Source organism: Pseudoalteromonas sp. Isolate3 (assembly GCF_022398505.1).
Taxonomy (GTDB): Bacteria; Pseudomonadota; Gammaproteobacteria; order Enterobacterales; family Alteromonadaceae; genus Pseudoalteromonas; species Pseudoalteromonas apostichopi.
The window spans coordinates 57,991-78,853 of sequence record NZ_JAKEVN010000001.1 but is presented as its reverse complement, the minus strand read 5'-3'; the positions used below and the strand labels follow the sequence as shown (position 1 = coordinate 78,853).

General features: G+C 41.4%; 14 protein-coding genes. 2 read left to right on the top strand and 12 right to left on the bottom strand.

Features of this window, described 5'->3' with window-relative positions:
• Window positions 1-142: 142 nt before the first annotated feature.
• The 8 genes from fba to L1D46_RS00305 all read right to left on the bottom strand — a co-directional run bounded on the left by fba (window position 143) and on the right by L1D46_RS00305 (window position 8,984).
• Complete coding sequence (gene fba / locus L1D46_RS00340) at window positions 143-1,207, bottom strand: class II fructose-bisphosphate aldolase (protein WP_063703260.1); 1,065 nt, start codon at window positions 1,205-1,207, stop codon at window positions 143-145.
• 196 nt (window positions 1,208-1,403) lie between these two features.
• Complete coding sequence (locus L1D46_RS00335) at window positions 1,404-2,579, bottom strand: phosphoglycerate kinase (RefSeq protein ID WP_130050721.1); 1,176 nt, start codon at window positions 2,577-2,579, stop codon at window positions 1,404-1,406.
• 42 nt (window positions 2,580-2,621) lie between these two features.
• Window positions 2,622-3,638, bottom strand: coding sequence for an erythrose-4-phosphate dehydrogenase (gene epd / locus L1D46_RS00330; RefSeq protein ID WP_130050720.1), 1,017 nt, complete (start codon window positions 3,636-3,638; stop codon window positions 2,622-2,624).
• Window positions 3,639-3,937: 299 nt separating this feature from the next.
• Window positions 3,938-4,399, bottom strand: a complete 462-nt coding sequence (locus tag L1D46_RS00325; protein WP_239976523.1) for an isoprenylcysteine carboxylmethyltransferase family protein — start codon at window positions 4,397-4,399, stop codon at window positions 3,938-3,940.
• Window positions 4,396-5,019, bottom strand: a complete 624-nt coding sequence (locus tag L1D46_RS00320; RefSeq protein ID WP_130050718.1) for a 3'-5' exonuclease — start codon at window positions 5,017-5,019, stop codon at window positions 4,396-4,398. The genes L1D46_RS00325 and L1D46_RS00320 overlap by 4 nt, the downstream gene beginning before the upstream one ends.
• Before the next feature lie 8 nt (window positions 5,020-5,027).
• The gene (locus L1D46_RS00315) at window positions 5,028-6,866 is read right to left on the bottom strand and encodes a DUF294 nucleotidyltransferase-like domain-containing protein (protein WP_167658570.1); all 1,839 of its coding nucleotides are present in this window, start codon (window positions 6,864-6,866) and stop codon (window positions 5,028-5,030) included.
• A 119-nt stretch (window positions 6,867-6,985) separates the two neighbouring features.
• Window positions 6,986-8,710, bottom strand: coding sequence for a sodium:solute symporter family protein (locus tag L1D46_RS00310; RefSeq protein WP_130050716.1), 1,725 nt, complete (start codon window positions 8,708-8,710; stop codon window positions 6,986-6,988).
• A gap of 10 nt (window positions 8,711-8,720) precedes the next feature.
• Complete coding sequence (locus L1D46_RS00305; protein WP_130050715.1) at window positions 8,721-8,984, bottom strand: DUF4212 domain-containing protein; 264 nt, start codon at window positions 8,982-8,984, stop codon at window positions 8,721-8,723.
• Window positions 8,985-9,371: 387 nt separating this feature from the next.
• Between L1D46_RS00305 and L1D46_RS00300 the strand changes: the two genes are divergently transcribed.
• Window positions 9,372-12,812 carry a PAS-domain containing protein gene (locus L1D46_RS00300; protein ID WP_239976521.1) on the top strand — a complete coding sequence of 1,147 codons (3,441 nt, stop codon included), beginning with the start codon at window positions 9,372-9,374 and terminating at the stop codon, window positions 12,810-12,812.
• Between the two features lie 23 nt (window positions 12,813-12,835).
• On the opposite strand, the gene L1D46_RS00295 is transcribed toward L1D46_RS00300, so the two are convergent.
• Both L1D46_RS00295 and L1D46_RS00290 read right to left on the bottom strand, forming a co-directional pair.
• Window positions 12,836-15,439: a DUF2339 domain-containing protein gene (locus L1D46_RS00295; RefSeq protein ID WP_239976519.1), complete on the bottom strand. Its 2,604-nt coding sequence runs from the start codon at window positions 15,437-15,439 to the stop codon at window positions 12,836-12,838.
• Between the two features lie 105 nt (window positions 15,440-15,544).
• Complete coding sequence (locus L1D46_RS00290; protein WP_239976517.1) at window positions 15,545-16,906, bottom strand: hypothetical protein; 1,362 nt, start codon at window positions 16,904-16,906, stop codon at window positions 15,545-15,547.
• A gap of 340 nt (window positions 16,907-17,246) precedes the next feature.
• Between L1D46_RS00290 and purU the strand changes: the two genes are divergently transcribed.
• Window positions 17,247-18,077, top strand: coding sequence for a formyltetrahydrofolate deformylase (gene purU / locus L1D46_RS00285; protein WP_130050711.1), 831 nt, complete (start codon window positions 17,247-17,249; stop codon window positions 18,075-18,077).
• Window positions 18,078-18,132: 55 nt separating this feature from the next.
• Here the strand turns inward: purU and L1D46_RS00280 are convergent, their stop codons facing one another.
• Window positions 18,133-18,783: a response regulator transcription factor gene (locus L1D46_RS00280; protein WP_130050710.1), complete on the bottom strand. Its 651-nt coding sequence runs from the start codon at window positions 18,781-18,783 to the stop codon at window positions 18,133-18,135.
• Window positions 18,784-18,879: 96 nt separating this feature from the next.
• Window positions 18,880-20,820: an acetate--CoA ligase gene (acs, locus tag L1D46_RS00275; RefSeq protein ID WP_130050709.1), complete on the bottom strand. Its 1,941-nt coding sequence runs from the start codon at window positions 20,818-20,820 to the stop codon at window positions 18,880-18,882.
• Window positions 20,821-20,863 lie beyond the last annotated feature (43 nt).

Below are 20,863 nucleotides of genomic sequence, written 5' to 3'. Positions count from 1 at the left end.
AACTAGTAAAATAATGATCTGTGAAAGCCAAGGTTAGTAAAACATTGATCCTGAAATGTACGAGTAAGTATATCGTTGATCCGGCTTGAGCAAGGCATAAAAAAACCGGCATCTGAAGCCGGTTTTTTCAATTTACTATCAATTATTTGATTTGTGGATCAAGTTCACCCGATAAGTATTTAAGGTGCATATCATCTAAAGAGATAGGCTTGATCTTAGCTGCTTGACCAGCAGTACCAAAGGCTTCGTAACGAGCAACACAGATCTCTGTCATTGCTTTCGTTGCTTCAGCTAGGTATTTACGTGGATCGAAGTTAGCTGGATTTAAAGCCAAGTGACGACGAATAGCACCTGTTGACGCTAAACGAAGATCAGTATCGATATTTACTTTACGAACACCGTATTTAATACCTTCGATGATCTGCTCTACTGGCACACCATAGGTCTCAGGGATTTCACCACCGTATTGGTTGATCACTTCTAACCACTCTTGTGGTACTGAAGACGACCCATGCATGACTAGGTGAGTGTTAGGGATACGTGCGTGGATCTCTTTGATGCGATCAATTGCTAAGATATCGTCTGTTGGTGGACGAGTGAATTTATACGCACCATGTGAAGTACCACAAGCGATAGCAAGTGCATCAACTTTAGTTTTACGAACAAAATCAGCTGCTTCTTCAGGATCTGTTAGCATTTGATCAGTAGAAAGTTTACCTTCTGCACCAACACCGTCTTCTTCACCTGCTTCTCCTGTTTCAAGTGAACCTAGAACACCTAGCTCGCCTTCAACAGATACACCACACGCATGGGCCATTTCAACGGTTTGACGAGTCACATCAACATTGTATTCGTAGCTTGAAGGGGTTTTACCATCAGACATTAATGAGCCATCCATCATAACTGATGAAAAGCCTAACTGGATTGAGCGCTGACATACACCTGGTGAAGTACCGTGGTCTTGGTGCATTACAACTGGAATATGAGGCCACTCTTCAACGGCTGCTAAAATCATATGACGAATAAAAGGGGCACCAGCATAGGCACGTGCGCCTGCTGAGCCTTGTACAATTACAGGGCTGTTTGTTTTATCAGCCGCTTCCATAATTGCACGCATTTGCTCTTGGTTATTAACGTTAAAAGCAGGTACGCCGTAACCATTTTCAGCTGCATGATCAAGAAGTTGTCGCATACTGATTAAAGCCATTTGGTATTCTCCAAATTGTATCGACAGTAGTTCCCTACTATCTAGTTTGAACGGATAAGTTATTTTTTGATGCATCACTGCATCACGAAAAGCTTGCGCTAACCGTAACAGCTGTAAATAAAACGAGGGTGAGAGGTATTTTATAAACAGCTAAACCAGCGTAATTACTTAATAATTACGCTGGTATACGCACTAATTACTTAGCGCGTTCTTCAAGCATAGCAACTGCTGGTAATTTTTTCCCTTCTAAAAATTCAAGGAAAGCACCACCACCGGTTGAAATGTAAGAAACTTTATCGGCAATGCCGTATTTATCAATCGCTGCAAGCGTATCACCGCCACCAGCAATCGAGAATGCATTTGAGTTAGCAATGGCATCAGCAATAGCACGAGTGCCGTTACCAAATTGATCAAATTCAAATACACCTACTGGACCATTCCATACAACGGTACCTGCATTAGCAATGATTTTTGCTAATTGGTTTGCTGTATCTGGACCAATATCGAAGATCATATCTTCGTCTGTTACTTCATTCACATCTTTTAATGTTGCCACTGCAGATTCAGAGAACTCATTACCTACAACAACATCTGTTGGTACCGGGATTTCACCGTTATTGGCTTTTGCCGCCGCACTTAATTTGTTTGCTTCATCAATTAAATCAGCTTCAAATAAAGACTTACCTACCGGGTGACCTGCCGCTGCAATGAAGGTATTAGCAATACCACCACCTGTTACAAGTTGATCAACCACTTTAGAAAGTGAATCAAGTACAGTTAACTTAGTCGATACTTTAGAGCCACCAACGATAGCGACTAAAGGACGAGCTGGTTTATCAAGTGCTTTACCTAGTGCGTCTAGCTCTGCTGCAAGTAGTGGGCCTGCACACGCAACGTCAGCAAATAAACCCACACCGTGAGTAGATGCTTGTGCACGGTGAGCCGTACCAAATGCGTCCATTACGTAAACATCACATAATGCAGCTAGTTTTTTAGACAGAGCTTCGTCGTTTTTCTTTTCGCCAGCGTTAAAACGGACGTTTTCGAAAACAACTACTTCGTTATCAGCAACGTCTACGCCCTCTAGGTAGTCTTTTTCAAGACGAACAGTTTGCTCAAGTGCGTCATTTAAATAATTAACTACAGGGGCAAGTGAAAAGGCTTCATCATATTCCCCTTCCGTAGGGCGGCCAAGGTGTGACATTACCATTACTTTAGCGCCTTTTTCTAACGCTAATTTGATTGTAGGTAATGCTGCACGAATACGTGCGTCAGAGGTCACTTTACCTTCTTTTACAGGCACATTTAAATCTTCACGAATTAACACGCGTTTGCCGTTTAAATCTAAATCTGCCATTTTAATGACCGACATGGACTTCTCCTTTGTTAACGATACTAATATTATATTTATAAATTATTGACTTACAGCCATCATCGCACGCGCGGTATCGAGCATACGATTCGCAAAGCCCCACTCATTATCACACCATACTAACAACTTTATCAGTCGTTTATGACTAACACGTGTCTGAGTGCCATCTATGATACAAGAATGTGGGTCATGATTAAAATCTACTGATACCAATGGCTCTTCTGTGTAGCTTAATATACCCTCAAGACGATCTTTGGCTGCTAACTTAAGTGCTTGATTGACAGTCGCTAAATTGACATCTGTATTCACTGTTACACTTAAATCCATCGCCGTAACATTGATAGTTGGTACACGAACAGCGATAGCTTCAAAGCGGCTATGAAACTTAGGTAAAATACGCTCAATACCTCGAGCAAGCTTAGTATCTACCGGAATGATAGACTGGCTTGCAGCACGAGTACGACGTAAATCATGATGATAGGCATCAATCACTTGCTGATCATGCATCGAGGCATGAATCGTCGTAATTGCTCCAGATTCAATCGAAAATGCGTCATCTAACACTTTAATCACTGGCACAATACAATTCGTGGTGCATGAGCCATTAGAAACAATGGTATGTTCTGCTTTTAATTCATCATCGTTAATACCATACACAATCGTGGCATCAACATCAGCATCTGCAGGCTGTGAAAACAATACTTTTTTTGCACCAGCAGTTATGTGTAGCTCTGCATGTTCACGAGAGTGATACACCCCAGTGCATTCAAGAACCACGTCAACATCAAGTGTTTCCCAAGGCAGTTCTACAGGGTTTTCTTCTGCAAACAAAGCAATAGAATCATTAGCAACCGTTAAAGTATCTTCACCAAGATTAACAGGGAAAGAAAAGCGGCCGTGAGATGTATCGTATTTAAGGAGATGGGCAATGCCCTTAGGGTCGGCTAATTCGTTAATAGCGACAATTTTGATTTGATCTTCAAGCCCAGATTCATACAGAGCACGGACGATATTGCGCCCGATTCGACCAAAACCATTAATTGCAAGTTTGATTGCCATGAAGAAGAAAATCCACTCTATTTGCTTGCAGATAAAGGCAGATGCCTTTTAGATGGCGGTATTGTAATCGACCTTTGAAGTTTTTATAAGAGGTCAGGTGAAATAAAAGTTGCTTAGCATGTTTTAGATGGCGCAGTTTTGGTAATCGACCTTTGAAGTTTTTATAAGAGGTCAGGTGAAATAAAAGTTGCTTAGCATGTTTTAGATGGCGCAGTTTTGGTAATCGACCTTTGAAGTTTTTATAAGAGGTCAAGATAAGTCAAACTGCTTCAGCGACCTCATTCTCTTACTTTTTTCCTTTATAACCAACGACGAACAGATTTTATGTATTGCTGGTAAGCTAATCCAAACTTCTCTGCCATAAACGTTTCTTCTGGCATAATTTGAAATCGATTCATATAGAGAATAAATACCGGCAGCATTAAAAAACTCGCAATATTGCCAAGATAAATTCCCCAACCAACTAGCATTAATAACATACCAACATACATTGGGTTACGGCTAAACTGATAAACACCACTTGTAACAAGACTCGCTGACTGTTCTGGAATTCGAGGATCAACGGTCGTGCCTTGCATGCGAAATTGATAAACACCTAATAAAGCAAACACCACACCTAAAAATGCAATGAGTAGTGCTACAAAAGATGATGCGAAAAACGAGAAGCTAAAACTCATAAACAAGTCTGCTATGCCCCACATCATCAACGCAATGATCAGCAGCAGCGCGACAGGAGGAATTTTTAATTCTAACTGATTCACACTAGCTCCCCTACTTTCAATGCCTTACCACGACTAATTTGATGACACTGGGCTAAGAATAACTCGGCCGTTGCCATGGCATCAGTGAGGGCGTGGTGCGAACTATAATGCGGTAAGCTGTATCGCTTGCGGCATTCACTAAGAGTTAAATCATCGTGGCCTATTTCGTGCCCTTGCTGGTGCAGGCGTTTTTTTTCTATAACAAAGGTATCAAGAATTAAACGCGCTTTAGCATCTAAGCCAAGCGTTCTGCATGCCTGTTTTAAAAATCCCCAGTCTAGCGCCGCGTTATGAAACACTAAAATACACTCATCAAAATGCTCATGCAGCTTGCCAAGGATCATTGCTAAGCTTTCGCCTGTATCTATGTCTTGTTTTGCAATACCGTGATAAATCGGGCTTTGCTCTAAACTTTGCACATCTTTATTTATTAAATGCTTTGCGCCGCTGAGCTTAATGCACTGATCTTCTATCATCACCCACGCCACCGAGACAATTTCGTGCTGGCGAGGGTCAAGGCCTGTTAATTCCATGTCTATCACTACATAGCGCTCTTTATAAGCATCGGCTGCCAAAAGTTGCTTGCGCGCTAAATACCGACTTAACCAGCGTTTAACCATAACGCCTCCTATAAACTACCGCGAGCAAACTTAAATGCGGCGGCTTGCTGCGCCTGTTTAACCAAATAAAATGCTTCTTTTAATTGATGTCGTTCCAATGAATTCAAAGCATTTGGGTTAATGCAGTTGCTAGGCAACCCCTCTTCGTTAATTTGTGTACCTAAACGCAACTGAGTTAAAAAGCGCCAACAATCTTTTAAGTTATAAAGGTCATCTTTATTAAGTAGTGAAAACTTCATTAATGCATCAATACGCTCTTGGGTATTAGCGCGCTGAATACCTGCTTTGAGAGAATATAAACGTACTATGTCGTTGATTATCACCACACCGCGTTTTTTTAAGTCGAGATACTTATGCTGCTTTTCGTCTTTCTCTAATTTAAATTGATTAAACAAACCAATAGGCACAGGGGTATTTTTAATGTCGCTCGCCATGGCCGCATAGAATAAGTCATTTTTAGAAATGCGCTTTAACTGCTCACAAAAGCGCTCATACAAAGTAGTTGAGCCTTCAATAAAACGTAAGTCAAAAAATATCTTACAATTAAGCATCGCCTCTGGAGTCGGTGAGGTGATCCACTTATAAAATTTATTGCTCCACGCGCTTATTCCCATTCGACACTCAGAGTTGCTCGCCATAATATTGCCAGGACAACGCTTTATACCGCACTCGATTAAATGCTCACAAACATATTCGCCCATGCGTTTAAAGTACGCTTGTTGCTCTTCAGTTAAATCATCTGGTAGCAACAGACCATTATCTTGGTCTGAATGGAGTGTCTGCTCTTCTCGTGCTTGAGAGCCAAAACAGATAAAGCTAAAGCTGGTTGGTGCAGCACCATTATCTTCTTGAAACAAACGAATCAAGCGCGAAGTCAGCGCATCGGTTAAGCCACTTAATAACTTACCAATTAAGGAGATGTCATCAATATTGTTCGAAAAGCCTTTTAATAAACCGGGTATCTCTTGCGAATAACGTTTTAAATCAACCACACTATGTGCTTTATAAATTCGCCCAATCAATTGCACTGGGTCGCTTTTTTGCTGCCGCAGCAAATCGGTACTGGTGAGCATACCAAGTGGTTTGTGATATTCATCAAGCACTGGTAGATGGTGAATATTGTGTTTAAGCATTAAGTGTAAAGCAGAAAACACGCGATTATTTTCAAAAATAAACTTGGGCTTACAAGTCATGATACTGCTAACAGGCTCTTGTGGGTCAACCTCATCTGCCAATACGCGGTTACGTAAGTCTCTGTCGGTGACAACCCCAACGAGGCGATCATGTTCAGTTAACATAATCGACGAAACCCCCTGTTGTTTCATTTTTTTAGCAGTTTGACGAATACTTGCATCTGGCGCCAAGGTAACGGCCTTACGATTCATCAATTCGCAGATTTTTTTCTCGGACCAACTTTCGTTTTGACTCTTATAATGGGACGACAATAAACGGTTTTTATGGGCGCGAACAAAGTACTGCTCAAATACCTTGTACTCACGGCGTAAATAATCAAATGCCGCTTGGTTTAACATGTAAACAATGCCTTCCTTTTGCACTGAAATGCTATTTTGAATCGCTTCGCCAGTTAACAGTGAAGGAAAACCAAAGTAATCGCCACTCGATAACTTAGTGATCACATCTCCTTTTGGGTCAACTAAATCGTAATCGCCAGAACGAATTAAAAATAATCTTAAGTTATCTGAACTTAACCACTGGTTTTGATTTTCTCGGGTCAGATAAATAATATCGAGATGGTTAACAAAGTACTCGCATGCAGCGCTATCAAGCTGATTAAATGGCGTTTGTTGCATCACAAATTGGGCGACTTCCTGTTGCTCGGTATTCATGGTCATTCTCGCTATAGAATAGAGACAATATCTACACTACCCCTGTTTGAAATAAATAAAAAGCCCGACTTAAGTCGGGCTTTTGAACTTCAAGAGTGTGTTCTCATAAAATGGTTTTATTAGTGCGCGTGTGCTGCGCTCGAACCTTTAGGGTTACGGATACCTTCGACCATTTCTTGGATTTCAACCGGTGTTTCAGCTGTTAGTTTAAGTACGATACCTGCAACTACAAAGTTAACAATCATACCAACTAGACCGATACCCTCAGGTGAGATACCAAATAACCAGTGTGCCGGTGCATTCAATTCAGGGCTTACGAACTTGAAGTAGATAATATAAGCCGCTGTGAATGTAATACCTGTCACCATACCCGCAATCGCACCTTCTTTATTCATCTTCTTAGAGAAGATACCCATAATGATTGCAGGGAAGAAGCTCGCCGCTGCTAAGCCGAAGGCAAAGGCAACAACCGAGGCCACGAACCCTGGCGGGTTAATACCAAAGTAAGCTGAAATAACAATCGCTATCATCGCTGCTAAGCGCGCAGCAAGTAGCTCTTGTTTGTCGCTAATATCTGGTTTTAAGGTACGTTTTAATAAATCGTGTGATACCGAGGTCGAGATTACCAATAGTAAGCCTGCGGTTGTTGATAGCGCTGCTGCGATACCGCCTGCTGCTACTAATGCAATCACCCATGCTGGTAAGTCTGCAATCTCAGGGTTTGCAAGTACCATGATGTCGCGGTCAACTTTAACTTCGTTTGCGCTGTTTGGATCCTCAATCTTACCTGCTGAGTAGAACATTTTGCCGTCACCATTTTTATCGTTAAAGGTGATTAAGCCTGTTCTTTCCCAATTTTTAACCCATGCTGGTGCTTCTGCGTACTCTGTACCGCTACCGTCTTTACCGTTAATTGTATCAATCATGTTTACACGAGCGAATGACGCTACAGCAGGTGCTGTTGTATAAACGATTGCAATGAAAACAAGTGTCCATGCAGCTGAGATACGCGTGTCTTTAACACGAGGAACAGTGAAGAAACGAACGATTACGTGCGGTAAACCTGCAGTACCCACCATTAGCGCGCCTGTGATTGCGAATACATCAATCATGCTCTTCGAGCCTTCAGTGTATTGCGCAAAGCCAAGCTCGGTACTGAGTCCATCTAGTTTATCGAGTACAAACTGTCCTGAGCCATCGCTAAGCGTTGCACCAAAACCTGTTTGTGGGAAGAAGTGACCTGTCATCATCATTGAAATGAAGATTGCTGGAACAAGGTAAGCAAATACTAATACACAGTACTGAGCTACTTGCGTGTAAGTAATCCCCTTCATACCGCCTAATACAGCGTAGAAGAATACAATCACCATACCAATGTAAACACCGGTCTCAATATCTACTTCTAAGAAGCGAGAGAAAACCACACCTACACCACGCATTTGACCTGCGATGTATGTGAAACAAATAAAGATGGCACATAAAATTGCAACAACACGTGCAGCTTGTGAGTAGTAACGGTCACCAATGAAATCTGGTACCGTGAACTTACCAAACTTACGTAGGTAAGGAGCTAAACAAAGTGCAAGTAGTACATAACCACCTGTCCAACCCATTAGATATACACCACCGTCATAACCCGCAAACGAGATAATACCCGCCATTGAGATAAACGATGCCGCACTCATCCAGTCAGCAGCGGTTGCCATACCATTTGCCAGCGGCGGTACACCACCCCCTGCAACATAGAATTCATTTGTTGACCCAGCACGAGCCCAGATTGCGATGCCGATATAAAGCGCGAAGCTTAAACCGACGATAATAAACGTGAGTGTTTGAACATCCATTGCTTAGCTCCTATTCGTCTACGCCGTATTTTTTATCTAACGTATTCATTTTGAAAACGTAAACAAAAATCAAAGCAACAAAGGTGTAAATAGCGCCTTGCTGGGAGAACCAGAAGCCGAGTTTAAACCCAAAGAAACGTACCTCGTTAAGTACGTCTACCAGTAAAATGCCGAAGCCAAATGACACGACAAACCAAATTGCTAATAATTTAAATAGCAGTGCGAGGTTTTCCGCCCAATAAGCTTTTGCTTGTTCTTCATCTTTAAAAGCCATTTTTTATCCCCTTATGCATTACAAAAAAGTAATGAGTGGTATTAGTTGTCATTAACTAAGTTAGCAAGGGTTCTGATTTATGGAATTGAGACCATAGTCGTAACAGCTAGTTTACGTTTACGTAAACTGCAGAACACCATTTGTTAACAAACAGTAAAAAACGATATTTAACAATGACTTAACCTACAAAGATAAATTTACGAAATAGCGAAAATAGTAAAAACGAATGATCTGCGACATTAGTCTAATAACAACACAAAAAACAACACTATTCATTAAATATCAATAACTTGCATTTTATTAATAATTATTGCAAAAAATCTTGCCATCGAAATCGCTCATAATTCTGGTAAGGTAGTGTTATTACAATAATTACTGAATTTAAACATGACAGCTGCGCTTTTATTTGTTGCACTCGCCTATATTGGCGTGTTGTTTTGGTTGGCAAATTGGGGAGACAAAACCACTCCTCTTGCAAAAAGAATTAGTCACCACCCATTTGTTTATTCTTTTTCATTAGGAATTTACTGTACATCTTGGACTTATTACGGTTCGGTCGGAACAGCAGCCACCAGCAGTTGGAATTACTTACCTATATTAATTGGCCCTGCGCTGTTATTTTTCTTCGGCCAAGGATTTTTACGCAAATTAGTATTAGTAAGTAAAAAGCAAAATATCACCACCATCGCCGACTTTATTTCAGCTCGCTATGGTAAGCGGCAAACCACCGCCATTATGGTGACGATTATCGCTTTATTAGCGACGATTCCGTATATCGCACTCCAATTAAAAGCACTTAGCAGCAGCTTCTTGCTGTTACAAAACGACAATCGTATCTCCGGCTCTATGCTGGCACTTTCAGCAACACTCATCATGGCAATGTTTGCGATATTCTTTGGTACTCGTAAGGTGGATGTAACCGAATATCGCTCAGGGCTGATGCTTGCTGTTGCCTTTGAATCTATGATTAAACTACTGGCTTTAGTGGCCGTTGCTGGGCTTGCCTTATACACATTATTTAATTTAAGTACGGTGCAAACCGAGCAGCTAACGGGCTCTATTTGGCAGCACTGGCAGAACTTCGACTTTTTTAGTTTTAACTTTATTGGCCAATCACTAATGGCGGCAGCAGCGATTATCTGTTTACCAAGGCAATTCCACGTTACGGTGGTCGATAACCAAGATAAACGCCACCTTTATACTGCCCGCTGGGCATTCCCACTTTATTTGTTGCTTACAGCAGCAATGATTTTTCCTATTGCCACTGCAGCTATACACCCAGGCATTGGCAGTGGTTTTTCACCTGATAGCTTTGTGTTAGCACTGCCGCTAATGCACGAGAACGCTTTTTTAACGACCTTTGTATTTATTGGTGGTCTATCTGCGGCGACGGCGATGATTGTAGTAGCCACACTCACACTCAGCACCATGATCTCAAATGATGTGGTGTTGCCGTTAATGCTGCGTCGTAAGTTTAAACGTAACCTCATCACCAGCAGCTATAAGTCACAAATTCTCTTAGTAAGACGCTTCACAATTGCTGGTATTTTGATTTTGTCGTATTTCTACCAGCAATGGTTTGGCCATGGTAAAGCACTCGCTAGTATGGGTTTAGTCGCCTTTTCTTTGGTATCACAATTACTCCCAGCCATTGTTGGTGGCTTATATTGGCGAAAAGGTCATGCTTATGGAGTTTATGCCGGATTATTAGCAGGCTTCATTTGTTGGGTCTTGTTCTTAATGCTGCCTATTTTAGATGCGGGTAATAGCCTAAACGCAGAGCTGCAACAAACACTTATTACTCGTGGCACCCTAATCGCTTTATTTGCAAATATAGGTTGTTACATTAGTTTTTCGCTCGGAGCGGATGAACGTTTAATTGATAAAATTCAAGCAGCTGCTTTTGTTAATCCTAAAGAGCAAGCAGTATTCGCAAGACGCTTAAATAAAAACGTTAAAGCCACTGTTTATGACTTTAAAGTGCTGCTACAAACCTTCTTAGGTGTGCAGCGCTCACAACAAGTATTGGCTCACTTTGCGTTATCCCATAACTTAGATGATAACAACGCACACCCAGAGCCTGAGTTTATTGCTTATTGTGAACGTGCCTTAACCGGTGTGCTTGGTGCATCTTCAGCACAAGCGCTGATCCACACGGTTGCTTCTGGTAAACGCATGGCCTTTGAAGAAGTCGTTAACTTTTTTGATGAAACCACGCAAGCTCTGCAATTTAACCAAAACTTACTATTTACCTCTCTTGAAAACCTCAGTCATGGTATTTCGGTTGTTGATAAAGAACTGAATTTGGTGGCATGGAATAAACGCTACGCAGAGATGTTTGCCTACCCAGATGACTTTCTCGAAGTCGGCCAACCTATTGAAGACGTGCTCAGATACAATGCCGAGCGCGGCGAATGCGGCCCAGGTGAAGTTGAGCGTCATGTAGAAAAACGTGTACAGCACCTTAAAAATGGCACGCCCCATCACTTTATTCGCCATCGCCGCAATGGCCAAGTGTTCGAAATGATAGGTAACCCACTGCCAGATGGCGGCTTTGTAACAAGTTTCTCTGATATCACCACGCATATCGAAACACAAAATGCACTTGAAGAAGTAAACATGGATCTTGAAAACCGCATTGAAGCGCGTACTCAAGAAATTCGTACTATCAATAAAGATTTACAAGCACAAATCGATAGCCGGGTACAAACTGAGCAAGCACTTACTTTAGCTAAAAAAGAGGCAGAGCAAGCCAATGATAGTAAAACGCGCTTTCTGGCCTTAGCTAGCCACGATATTTTACAACCGCTGAATGCGGCGCGCCTATACCTTGCAGCTATAGATGATAAAACCCTTTCGAGTAACAACCTAAACAACTTTGAAAAGCTGGGTGCTAGTTTAGATTCGACGGTGCATTTAATGTCGGCACTTTTAGAAATCGCTAAGCTAGAGCAAGGGGCAATGACCCCTACCCCGCGTCACTTTAGTATTGATGACATACTTGCCCCGCTGAAAAATGAATACGCTATTATGTCGAGCGAAAAAGGTTTAAAACTGACAATACGTTCACAGGGGATTATCGTTCACAGTGATATCACTTACCTACGCCGAATTATTCAAAACTTGGTTTCAAATGCAGTTAAATACACCGAGAGTGGTCGAGTTTTAATTGCTTGTCGCAAACGTAAACATCATTTACGCATTGAAGTATGGGATACAGGTCCTGGTATTAGTGAGGTAGAGCAAGCAAAAATCTTCAATGACTTTTATCGTATTGAAGCCGGTGATAACAAAGGAGTTGGTCTTGGCTTAGGGGTAGTAAAACGAATGGCTGACTTACTCTCTTTACGTTTAGATGTAAGCTCAACACCAGGAAAAGGTAGCCGCTTTAGTATTGAAGTGCCTTATGGTGAAAGCCAATTTATCCAACAAAAAGATACTCCTAAGAAAGGTGTTGAGAATCGCAGCGCAATGAACATTATTGCGGTTGATGATGACCCGGAAAACCTTAATGCTATGGCAAGCCTATTACAAAAATGGCAGGCAAATTATCAACTATTTGATCAAGTTGAGACCGTGATGGCCTATGCCAAAGAGCACCGTGCGCCAGATGTGATTTTAATGGATTATCAGCTTGGCCATGATTGTGATGGTATTACGCTTATTAAAACTCTAAGAGAAATCTGGCAAAGCCCAGTACCGGCAATTTTAATCACAGCAGTACGTGATGAAGCGCTAAAGCAGCAAACCAAAAATGAGCAAATTCATTACCTTAGTAAGCCTGTTAAGCCCGCTAAACTAAAGGCACTGCTTAACCACAGTGCTTAACCAAAGTTTTTAACAACATCGATTTAAGGCAAAGCTGAGGGCTTTGCCTTAAATTTTTGGAACAACCAACTAAGTGCAACTAGCGATAAGCCTAAACCGATAAACGAAATAGCACGCAGTAACCCGGTTAAGTTTGCCATATCAACCAAGAACACTTTTAATACCACCAGCGCCAATATCCCTAGGCCGAACTTTTGTAATACCGTAATGGTTTTTAACTGCCCTACCACGACTACCAAAGCACCGATGATAAGCCAAGCTAAAGAATAACTGTAAAGCTCTGCATCTGAGGTCGGCAAAGCAAGATTTATAAATTCTCCTTGCCAGTTGTGGCGAATTTCCGCATTGATGTATAACACACTCAACACACCTGAAAATACTGTAAAAAGCTTATGCAAATAGCGCTGAGATTTTGTCAGTTGGCTTGCCCAAATTGCAATACTAGCAGGAACTAACCAGAGTAAGAGTAACCAGTTAACAATCGGCCAACTGCCTATATTTATCGGCTCAAAAAACGGATTTACAGCGGTAAAGCTTTTCAGTACGAGCAAGCCACTCAATGTTAATAAAGCAAAACCTGCAACTTCATAAAGTTTACCTAATTGCTCAGTAAATCGTGAACGCATTAGGTAGACACATCCCAATATTCCCCAGTTACAAGTCAGCAAAATATATTCATACACAGACAAATCCGCAAAGTCAGGATAGTGCCCTACCAACTGATAGCTCGTCTCTGTGGTAATAAATAAAGCGATACAATGAAGCATGGCACCTTCTAGCCAAACGCGAACAGTTTGCTGCTGCCAGTGCCTTGCTGCCATGTAAAATAAGCCTGCACATACAGGGTACACAACTAAACTCCAATGCATCCCGAGCAACAGCGCATCACTGTAGTCAGCTGACCAAGGAGCAAAGCTTAACCTAACAAGTAAAGCGCCAACTAAGCCTTTAAGGGGCCAAGTAGGAATACTGAGTTTATGTTTATTGACATAAAAACTGACTAACAACACTTGCGCAGCAAGCGCTAAGGTTAAGCTGCTACCCTCTAATAGCATGGTTAACGCTAAACTAATGTTGGCATTACCACCAAGCCAGTAACTAAATACCTGCATTGGATTTGTACTATTGATTGATAACTTAAATAGCCAAGCAGATAGTGCCAATAATACAAAGCACCAAACCGGATACGCCGTCATCAAGGCATGATCGGGAGTAATGACATATAAGCAACTAATAATCACAAAGCCTGAAAGTGAAGCGAGTAAAGCAAAACCTAAGCGTTTAGGGTATTTTCGACCAAACAAAAACCCATAACCAGCAAACAAAGCAATAAAAAATAGCCCTGCTCCATAATTTTTTCTAAAAACAAAAAGCTGCTCAGAATAATCTACTGCATTGTATTGCCCTGTAAGCAAGCACACCACACTCACTACAGCTATTATCAGCCAGTGATCCCATACACTGTTTTTTAATACCAAAAACAACAGTAAAGCCACTAACGACAACATACTAAGCTGCCAGGTTAGTAGCTGGTTACTGCTTATGAGTAAAAGATAAAGTGGCATGACAACAGCTAATAACAGAAGGTTATCGGGCAGTTGTTTCAGTAGCGTTTTAAAGCGGTGTGGGCGGTATTCAACTTGTTTAATAGTCAGCCCTAAGCGTGGAATCGCAATTAACAATACAATGCTAAACAGCGCATAAAGATTAATAAACCAGTGCAGGTTTTTCGCTGCACTCATTGCAACCAAGCAATACCAGCCTAAATGCCCCACCCATAACAGATACCACAACCAATGCCGTTTTACGTAATGTGCGACTAGCGAAGCTGATACACTGACAAAAGCAACATAAGTAAGGAGTGCAACAAAGTCATTACTCCCAGTATCTACCCATACAGGCACACTGTAAGCGCTAATAATACCAATTACAGCCAGCACGGGGCCAAAACGTAATGCCATCCAGCTTGCAGCCAAAGAGACCAAGGTTAAAATGGTAAATGCTGGTAAGGCTTGTAGTAAGCCATAATGGCTGTAGGCTAGTAAGGTCAATGCAAAACAACTAATAAAGCCGCCACTTGCCAGCGCCGCGGGAATATAGTTGCTAAACCCATCAAAGATAATACCTTTACGATGTAAAACCTCAGCCGCGACAATTAAGCTCAAACCAAAAATAGCGCCAAGTATGAGTCGCATGGTTTCGGATAATAAACCGGCTTCAAGTGAATAGCGGGCCAAAAAGATACCACCAAAGGCAAGAGCAACCGCTCCTATCCAAGTTAGCCAATTGGCTTTAATTTGTGTAACGAGCTGGCTAACTAGCGGATTAAAAGTTGCAGGCTTGGGTTTCGTTTGCTGTGGCTTTTTAGCCATTGCCTCACTTGGCTTATTAATGGCTTCAGGCTTTGGTTCTAGTTTTGAAGTGTCGGTCAGATCTTCGTTTAAACTATCAAACGAATTTACAGTATTTGCTTGTGAATTATGAATATATGGCGCGTTAAGTTTTATTCGAAGAGCAGCCACTTCTCGCTTCAAACTAGACAGTTGAAAAAAGGCAATAATGCCAGCAATTGAGCCACCTACAACAACTAATGCTAGTAATATTAGTAACGCAATACCGTCGTCCATACTCACTCCATGTGTACGCTTTAAACAAAAAAGCAAAAACCTTAATTGTTTATATAATAAACACTTAGCAAGAGTAAAGAAACAACGATATTGCGTTCAAGCCGGTTAAGACTGTTCAGTCACCGTACGCTCTAAGGTCATTTTATAACCTGAATAAGTAGTTTCATCGTGTTCAATCACCAAGATATAGTTACCTTCTTCAGTAAAATCCATATCGCTCTGTTGTAATAGCACAATCTGTTGGCCGTTATCTTCAAACACCACATAGGTTGTATAAACTTCGTTATCAACCACCTGCTCTTTTTGGTCGTATTGATCTAAACCTTCAACGACATTACTAGTATCATCAACGGTTTCACCATTGAGAGTGAAATACACATCGACTTCATCAATCTGTTGCCCTACATAGTTATCAATTAAATTAACCACAGTAACTGTGTGGCTATAGCTGCTAGGTGTTAGGTTTTCTTCAATGGTCATCATACGAGGGCCGTAATCTTTGTCATTGTAGAATAGACCAACCGCACTTTGCTCACGCTCTAATGTCATTAAGAAGTTATCAACAATCTTGTCGCCAGCCTCATCTAACATGGCTACGCTATAACTATTTGGTGACATACTCATGTATTCAGAGTAATTATCGTTGCTTACAACTTCGGTATTGGTAGACGTTGTTCCTCTTGTTACTTTAAATTGGGTTTGTGTGTAATCATCAATAGTATTAATAAATCGCAACTGGCCTTGTGCGTCTTGGTGGTTTAGTTGTGTCACCGAGCTACTTGCCGTCACTACATCAAGGGTAATGCCGTCTTCTTCTGTTGCATAACTTGGGCGGATCATCGCCATGTAAGTTGCTTCATCATTAAAGTACAATTTTGGTGATTCAAAAATCACATCAGTGCTACCACTGGCAGTGACATAAATAGTGTAATAACCTTCCTCAAGCGTAGATAGTTCTGGCTCTACCAGGTACTGCGAAGTCATCAGTAACTCTGCGGTATCAAATAAACCGTCATCAGTGGCAATGTAAACATCGTAAATCTTGTCTTCGCCGACGATATTAAAAAAGCCAACATTAAACTCATCCTCTTCGCTTGAAGATGGCACACTGAGCTCAGTAAACGTTGGCTCAGCAAAATCACCATTCATTACTAGCAACTGGGTTTGATCGTCTTTAATTTTAATGGCTTCTTCATCAATAGTGATATAGCTATCGTTGACATCAACATACTTAAAACTTAGCTCATACTCACCCGAGCTGTAATTATGGCGGGTTGATACATCACCAAAATCTGCGCCCGAACGTTCAGTGTCATCAACAAATAAACGTGTATAGGGGCTATTATAAGAGCCATTGTACAGTTGCACATAGCCGCTGTTGCTATTGCTGCTGTCGTCACTAGAACAGGCAGCCAGCACCGAAAGCAAACTTGTGGCAACAATTGTTTTAAGCAGAGTACTTTTCATGGAGTTTATTCCTTATTGTTTGTAATAATCTACTTTGACTCAACTAAAGCAATAAAATTCTATATTTTACAAACGATTACCTTCACTTACAGTTACTTACGTTAAGGTTAAAAAGTGTAGAAAATGATGTAGAAAAGCACTTAATTAATCATAATTATGGACAGAAAATCACATTTATAATGAAAGAAGCCTACTTTTACACAAAAAGTAAATAATGGTTACATTTTAGGCGCCTAAGCAATCAAGTAAGATAAATTATTAGATAGTTCAATTTGCGCTATGCAGCGCTAAAAAATTAGCAAATAATGAGGCTCACACAAACGGGATTAGAATGAGGACTATGAACACGATTTTAACCACACAATGCGATGATGATGTTGGTCTAATTGCCAAGATCACCGGTCTTTGTCATCAGCATAATTTAAACATTACACGTAATAACGAATTTGTAGATAAAGACGCTAAACGCTTTTTTATGCGTACAGAGTTAAGCGGCGTTATTTCAGATGATTTTTTACCAAGCCTTGCTGAGCTACTGCCTGATGGCGCAGAGCTTGCCCTGCATAGCAACGAAAAAACCAAAGTAGTATTGCTTGCCACCAAAGAAGCCCATTGTTTAGGCGGTGTATTACTTAAGCAATTCGAAAAAGCATTAAATATCGAAGTACTGGCTGTGATTGCCAACTATGCAGATTTAGCTCCGCTAGCTGCAGGCTTTGGCGTACCATTTCATGTGGTGTCGCACGAAGGTTTAAGCCGTGCAGAGCATGATCAACAAGTAGGTGATTTAATTGCCAGCTATCAGCCAGATATTATTGGCCTAGCTAAATATATGCGTATTTTAAGCCCCGAATTTGTGGCGCGCTTTGAAGGTAAAATTATTAATATCCACCATTCATTTTTACCCGCCTTTATTGGTGCAAAGCCTTACCATCAAGCATTTGAACGCGGCGTGAAAATTATCGGTGCTACCGCACACTTTGTTAATAACGAGCTTGATGAAGGACCGATTATTTTACAGGATGTGACGCATGTCAGTCATGCTGATACCGCAGAGATGATGGCAAAAATGGGTAAAGATGTAGAGAAAACGGTGTTCTGCAAAGCACTGCAACTAGCATCTGAGCATAAACTGTTTATTAATGGTAATCGAACAGTGGTGTTCGCTTAAGCTATAAAATGAAGAGGCTGTATGGCCTCTTTATTATTTTTGTTATCAGTAATTTTTATGCCGACTCAATAGGCTCTAATTGTAATTTAGAAGCAATTAATACCGCTTGAGTACGATTATACACACCTAGCTTTCTAAAAATTGCTGTAATGTGTGCTTTAACTGTTGCTTCAGAAATATGTAATTCGTAAGCAATTTGTTTGTTTAACAAGCCTTCATGTAAGTATTGTAAAACCTTATATTGTTGTGGCGTAAGTGAGGCCACTTGCGCTGCAATTTCTTTATCTTCGCCATCAACAGCAGCCACTTTGTCTTTAAGTTCAAGTGGAAGCCAAACATCGCCTTCAAGAATGTGGTTGATTGCCAATGCAATATCATCTGATGAAGATGACTTAGGAATAAATCCCATCGCACCATACCCCATTACTTTAGAAACTACATTGATGTCTTCGCTGCCAGAAACAACAGCTATTGGTAAGCTTGGATAGTCTTCGCGAATGCGAATAAGGCCGTATAAATCGCCATTGCCTGGCATGTGAAGGTCTAGTAGTAAGATATCAAGATCTTCTTGTTCGCTTAGCACCTGCAAAGTGGTCTCAAAGTTTTCCGATTCAAACACTTCTAAATCAGCGAACTTAGCACTCAATGCCCCTTTCAGCGCTTCACGAAATAACGGATGATCGTCCGCTATTAAAAACTGACTCATGGTTCACTCCTAATAAATTCGGCTGACACCTATTTCTAAGTGACAGCCGATATACTACGTTTAGAATCAACTTCTAATCAAGTTTTTAACGCGATTTTAACGATTTAATCGGTTTTCGATTAGCTCATCAACAACACTTGGATCGGCTAGTGTAGACGTATCACCAAGCTGTTGGTGCTCGTTTGCCGCAATTTTACGTAAAATTCGACGCATGATCTTACCAGAACGTGTTTTTGGTAGACCCGGAGACCATTGGATCATATCTGGTGAAGCGATTGGGCTTAATTCTTTACGAACCCAGTTACGTACCTCTTTCGTTAGTTCATCGCTCACTACAACACCTTCATTTGGTGTGATGTAAACATAGATGCCCTGACCTTTAATATCATGTGGGTAACCGACTACAGCAGCTTCTGCCACCGCTTCGTGAGCTACAAGTGCACTTTCGATTTCTGCAGTACCTAGGCGGTGACCTGATACGTTAAGCACGTCATCTACACGGCCAGTGATCCAGTAGTAGCCATCTTCATCACGACGACAACCGTCACCTGTGAAGTACACACCTGGGTATGCTGAGAAATAGGTTTGTTCAAAGCGTTCATGGTCGCCATAAACTGTACGTGCTTGTGATGGCCAGCTGTCTAAAATAACAAGATTACCATCAACCGCGCCTTCAAGTGTATTCCCTTCAGCATCAAATAGTGCAGGGGCAATACCAAAGAACGGACGTGTTGCTGAGCCTGGTTTCATATCTGTCGCACCTGGTAATGGTGTGATCATTATGCCACCAGTCTCTGTTTGCCACCACGTATCTACGATTGGGCAATTTTCGTTACCAATATGCTCGTAATACCACGCCCAAGCTTCTGGGTTAATTGGCTCACCCACTGACCCCATTACGCGTAAGCTTTTGCGTGTTGAGGTAGCTGTTGGTTCATCACCTTTTGCCATTAGAGCACGAATAGCCGTTGGTGCTGTATATAGGATAGTCACGTTGTGCTTATCAATCACTTCACCCATACGGCCCGCTGTTGGGTAGGTTGGTACACCTTCAAATACCACTTGCGTACAGCCATTCACTAATGGGCCATAAGCAATGTAGCTGTGACCTGTGATCCAGCCCACATCAGCACTACACCAGAAAATATCATCTTCTTTTAGATCAAACACGTATTCATGTGTCATCGATGCATAAACGAGATAACCCCCGGTTGTATGAACTACACCTTTTGGTTGACCCGTTGAGCCTGAGGTATAAAGAATGAAAAGCGGATCTTCTGCATTCATTGGCTCTGGTTCACACTCAGCAGGTAAGTCAGCGACAAGTTCATGCCACCAAATATCATGGCTATTCCACTCAACTTCACCACCGGTTAACTGATGCACAATAACGTGCTCAACCGTGGTAACTGAATCTTGTGATACCGCTTCATCAACATTTGCCTTAAGTGGTACGCAATTGCCAGCACGACGACCTTCGTCTGAAGTAATTACAACTTTAGCGCCTGAATCATTAATTCGGTCAGCAATCGCTGATGGAGAGAAACCACCAAATACCACAGAGTGAATCGCACCAATACGTGCACAAGCTTGCATAGCGTAAATAGCCTGTGGTGTCATTGGCATGTAAATAGCGACACGGTCACCTTTTGATACGCCTAATTTTTTAAGGCCATTGGCTAGTTTAGCTACTTCGTCATGAAGCTGTTGGTAGCTAATATTTTCGTTGTGTTCAGGGTTGTCGCCTTCCCAAATGAGGGCTGTTTTATCGGCTTTAGTGGCAAGGTGGCGGTCAATACAGTTATAAGATGCGTTAAGTTGGCCGTCTTCATACCAGCGAATGCTGATGTGGCCTTTGTCGAATGAGGTGTTCTTTACTTTATTATAAGGAGTTGACCAATCAAGGCGTTTACCGTGCTCTCGCCAAAATCCTTCAGGGTCATCAATAGATTGCTTGTACAGTGTATTATATTTATCGTTATCAACTAGTGCTGCATTCTTGATATGCGCTGGTACTGGATAGATACTTTCTGACATTGTTGTCGTCTCCATTTTAATTACTTGCCTACGGCCTGCTTCA

Coding starts and splice junctions, on each gene's coding strand:
- fba (WP_063703260.1), bottom strand. CDS start 1,207: ATGGCTTTAATCAGTATGCGACAACTTCTTGATCATGCAGCTGAAAAT.
- L1D46_RS00335 (WP_130050721.1), bottom strand. CDS start 2,579: ATGTCGGTCATTAAAATGGCAGATTTAGATTTAAACGGCAAACGCGTG.
- epd (WP_130050720.1), bottom strand. CDS start 3,638: ATGGCAATCAAACTTGCAATTAATGGTTTTGGTCGAATCGGGCGCAAT.
- L1D46_RS00320 (WP_130050718.1), bottom strand. CDS start 5,019: ATGGTTAAACGCTGGTTAAGTCGGTATTTAGCGCGCAAGCAACTTTTG.
- L1D46_RS00315 (WP_167658570.1), bottom strand. CDS start 6,866: ATGAATACCGAGCAACAGGAAGTCGCCCAATTTGTGATGCAACAAACG.
- L1D46_RS00310 (WP_130050716.1), bottom strand. CDS start 8,710: ATGGATGTTCAAACACTCACGTTTATTATCGTCGGTTTAAGCTTCGCG.
- L1D46_RS00305 (WP_130050715.1), bottom strand. CDS start 8,984: ATGGCTTTTAAAGATGAAGAACAAGCAAAAGCTTATTGGGCGGAAAAC.
- L1D46_RS00300 (WP_239976521.1), top strand. CDS start 9,372: ATGACAGCTGCGCTTTTATTTGTTGCACTCGCCTATATTGGCGTGTTG.
- L1D46_RS00295 (WP_239976519.1), bottom strand. CDS start 15,439: ATGGACGACGGTATTGCGTTACTAATATTACTAGCATTAGTTGTTGTA.
- L1D46_RS00290 (WP_239976517.1), bottom strand. CDS start 16,906: ATGAAAAGTACTCTGCTTAAAACAATTGTTGCCACAAGTTTGCTTTCG.
- purU (WP_130050711.1), top strand. CDS start 17,247: ATGAACACGATTTTAACCACACAATGCGATGATGATGTTGGTCTAATT.
- L1D46_RS00280 (WP_130050710.1), bottom strand. CDS start 18,783: ATGAGTCAGTTTTTAATAGCGGACGATCATCCGTTATTTCGTGAAGCG.
- acs (WP_130050709.1), bottom strand. CDS start 20,820: ATGTCAGAAAGTATCTATCCAGTACCAGCGCATATCAAGAATGCAGCA.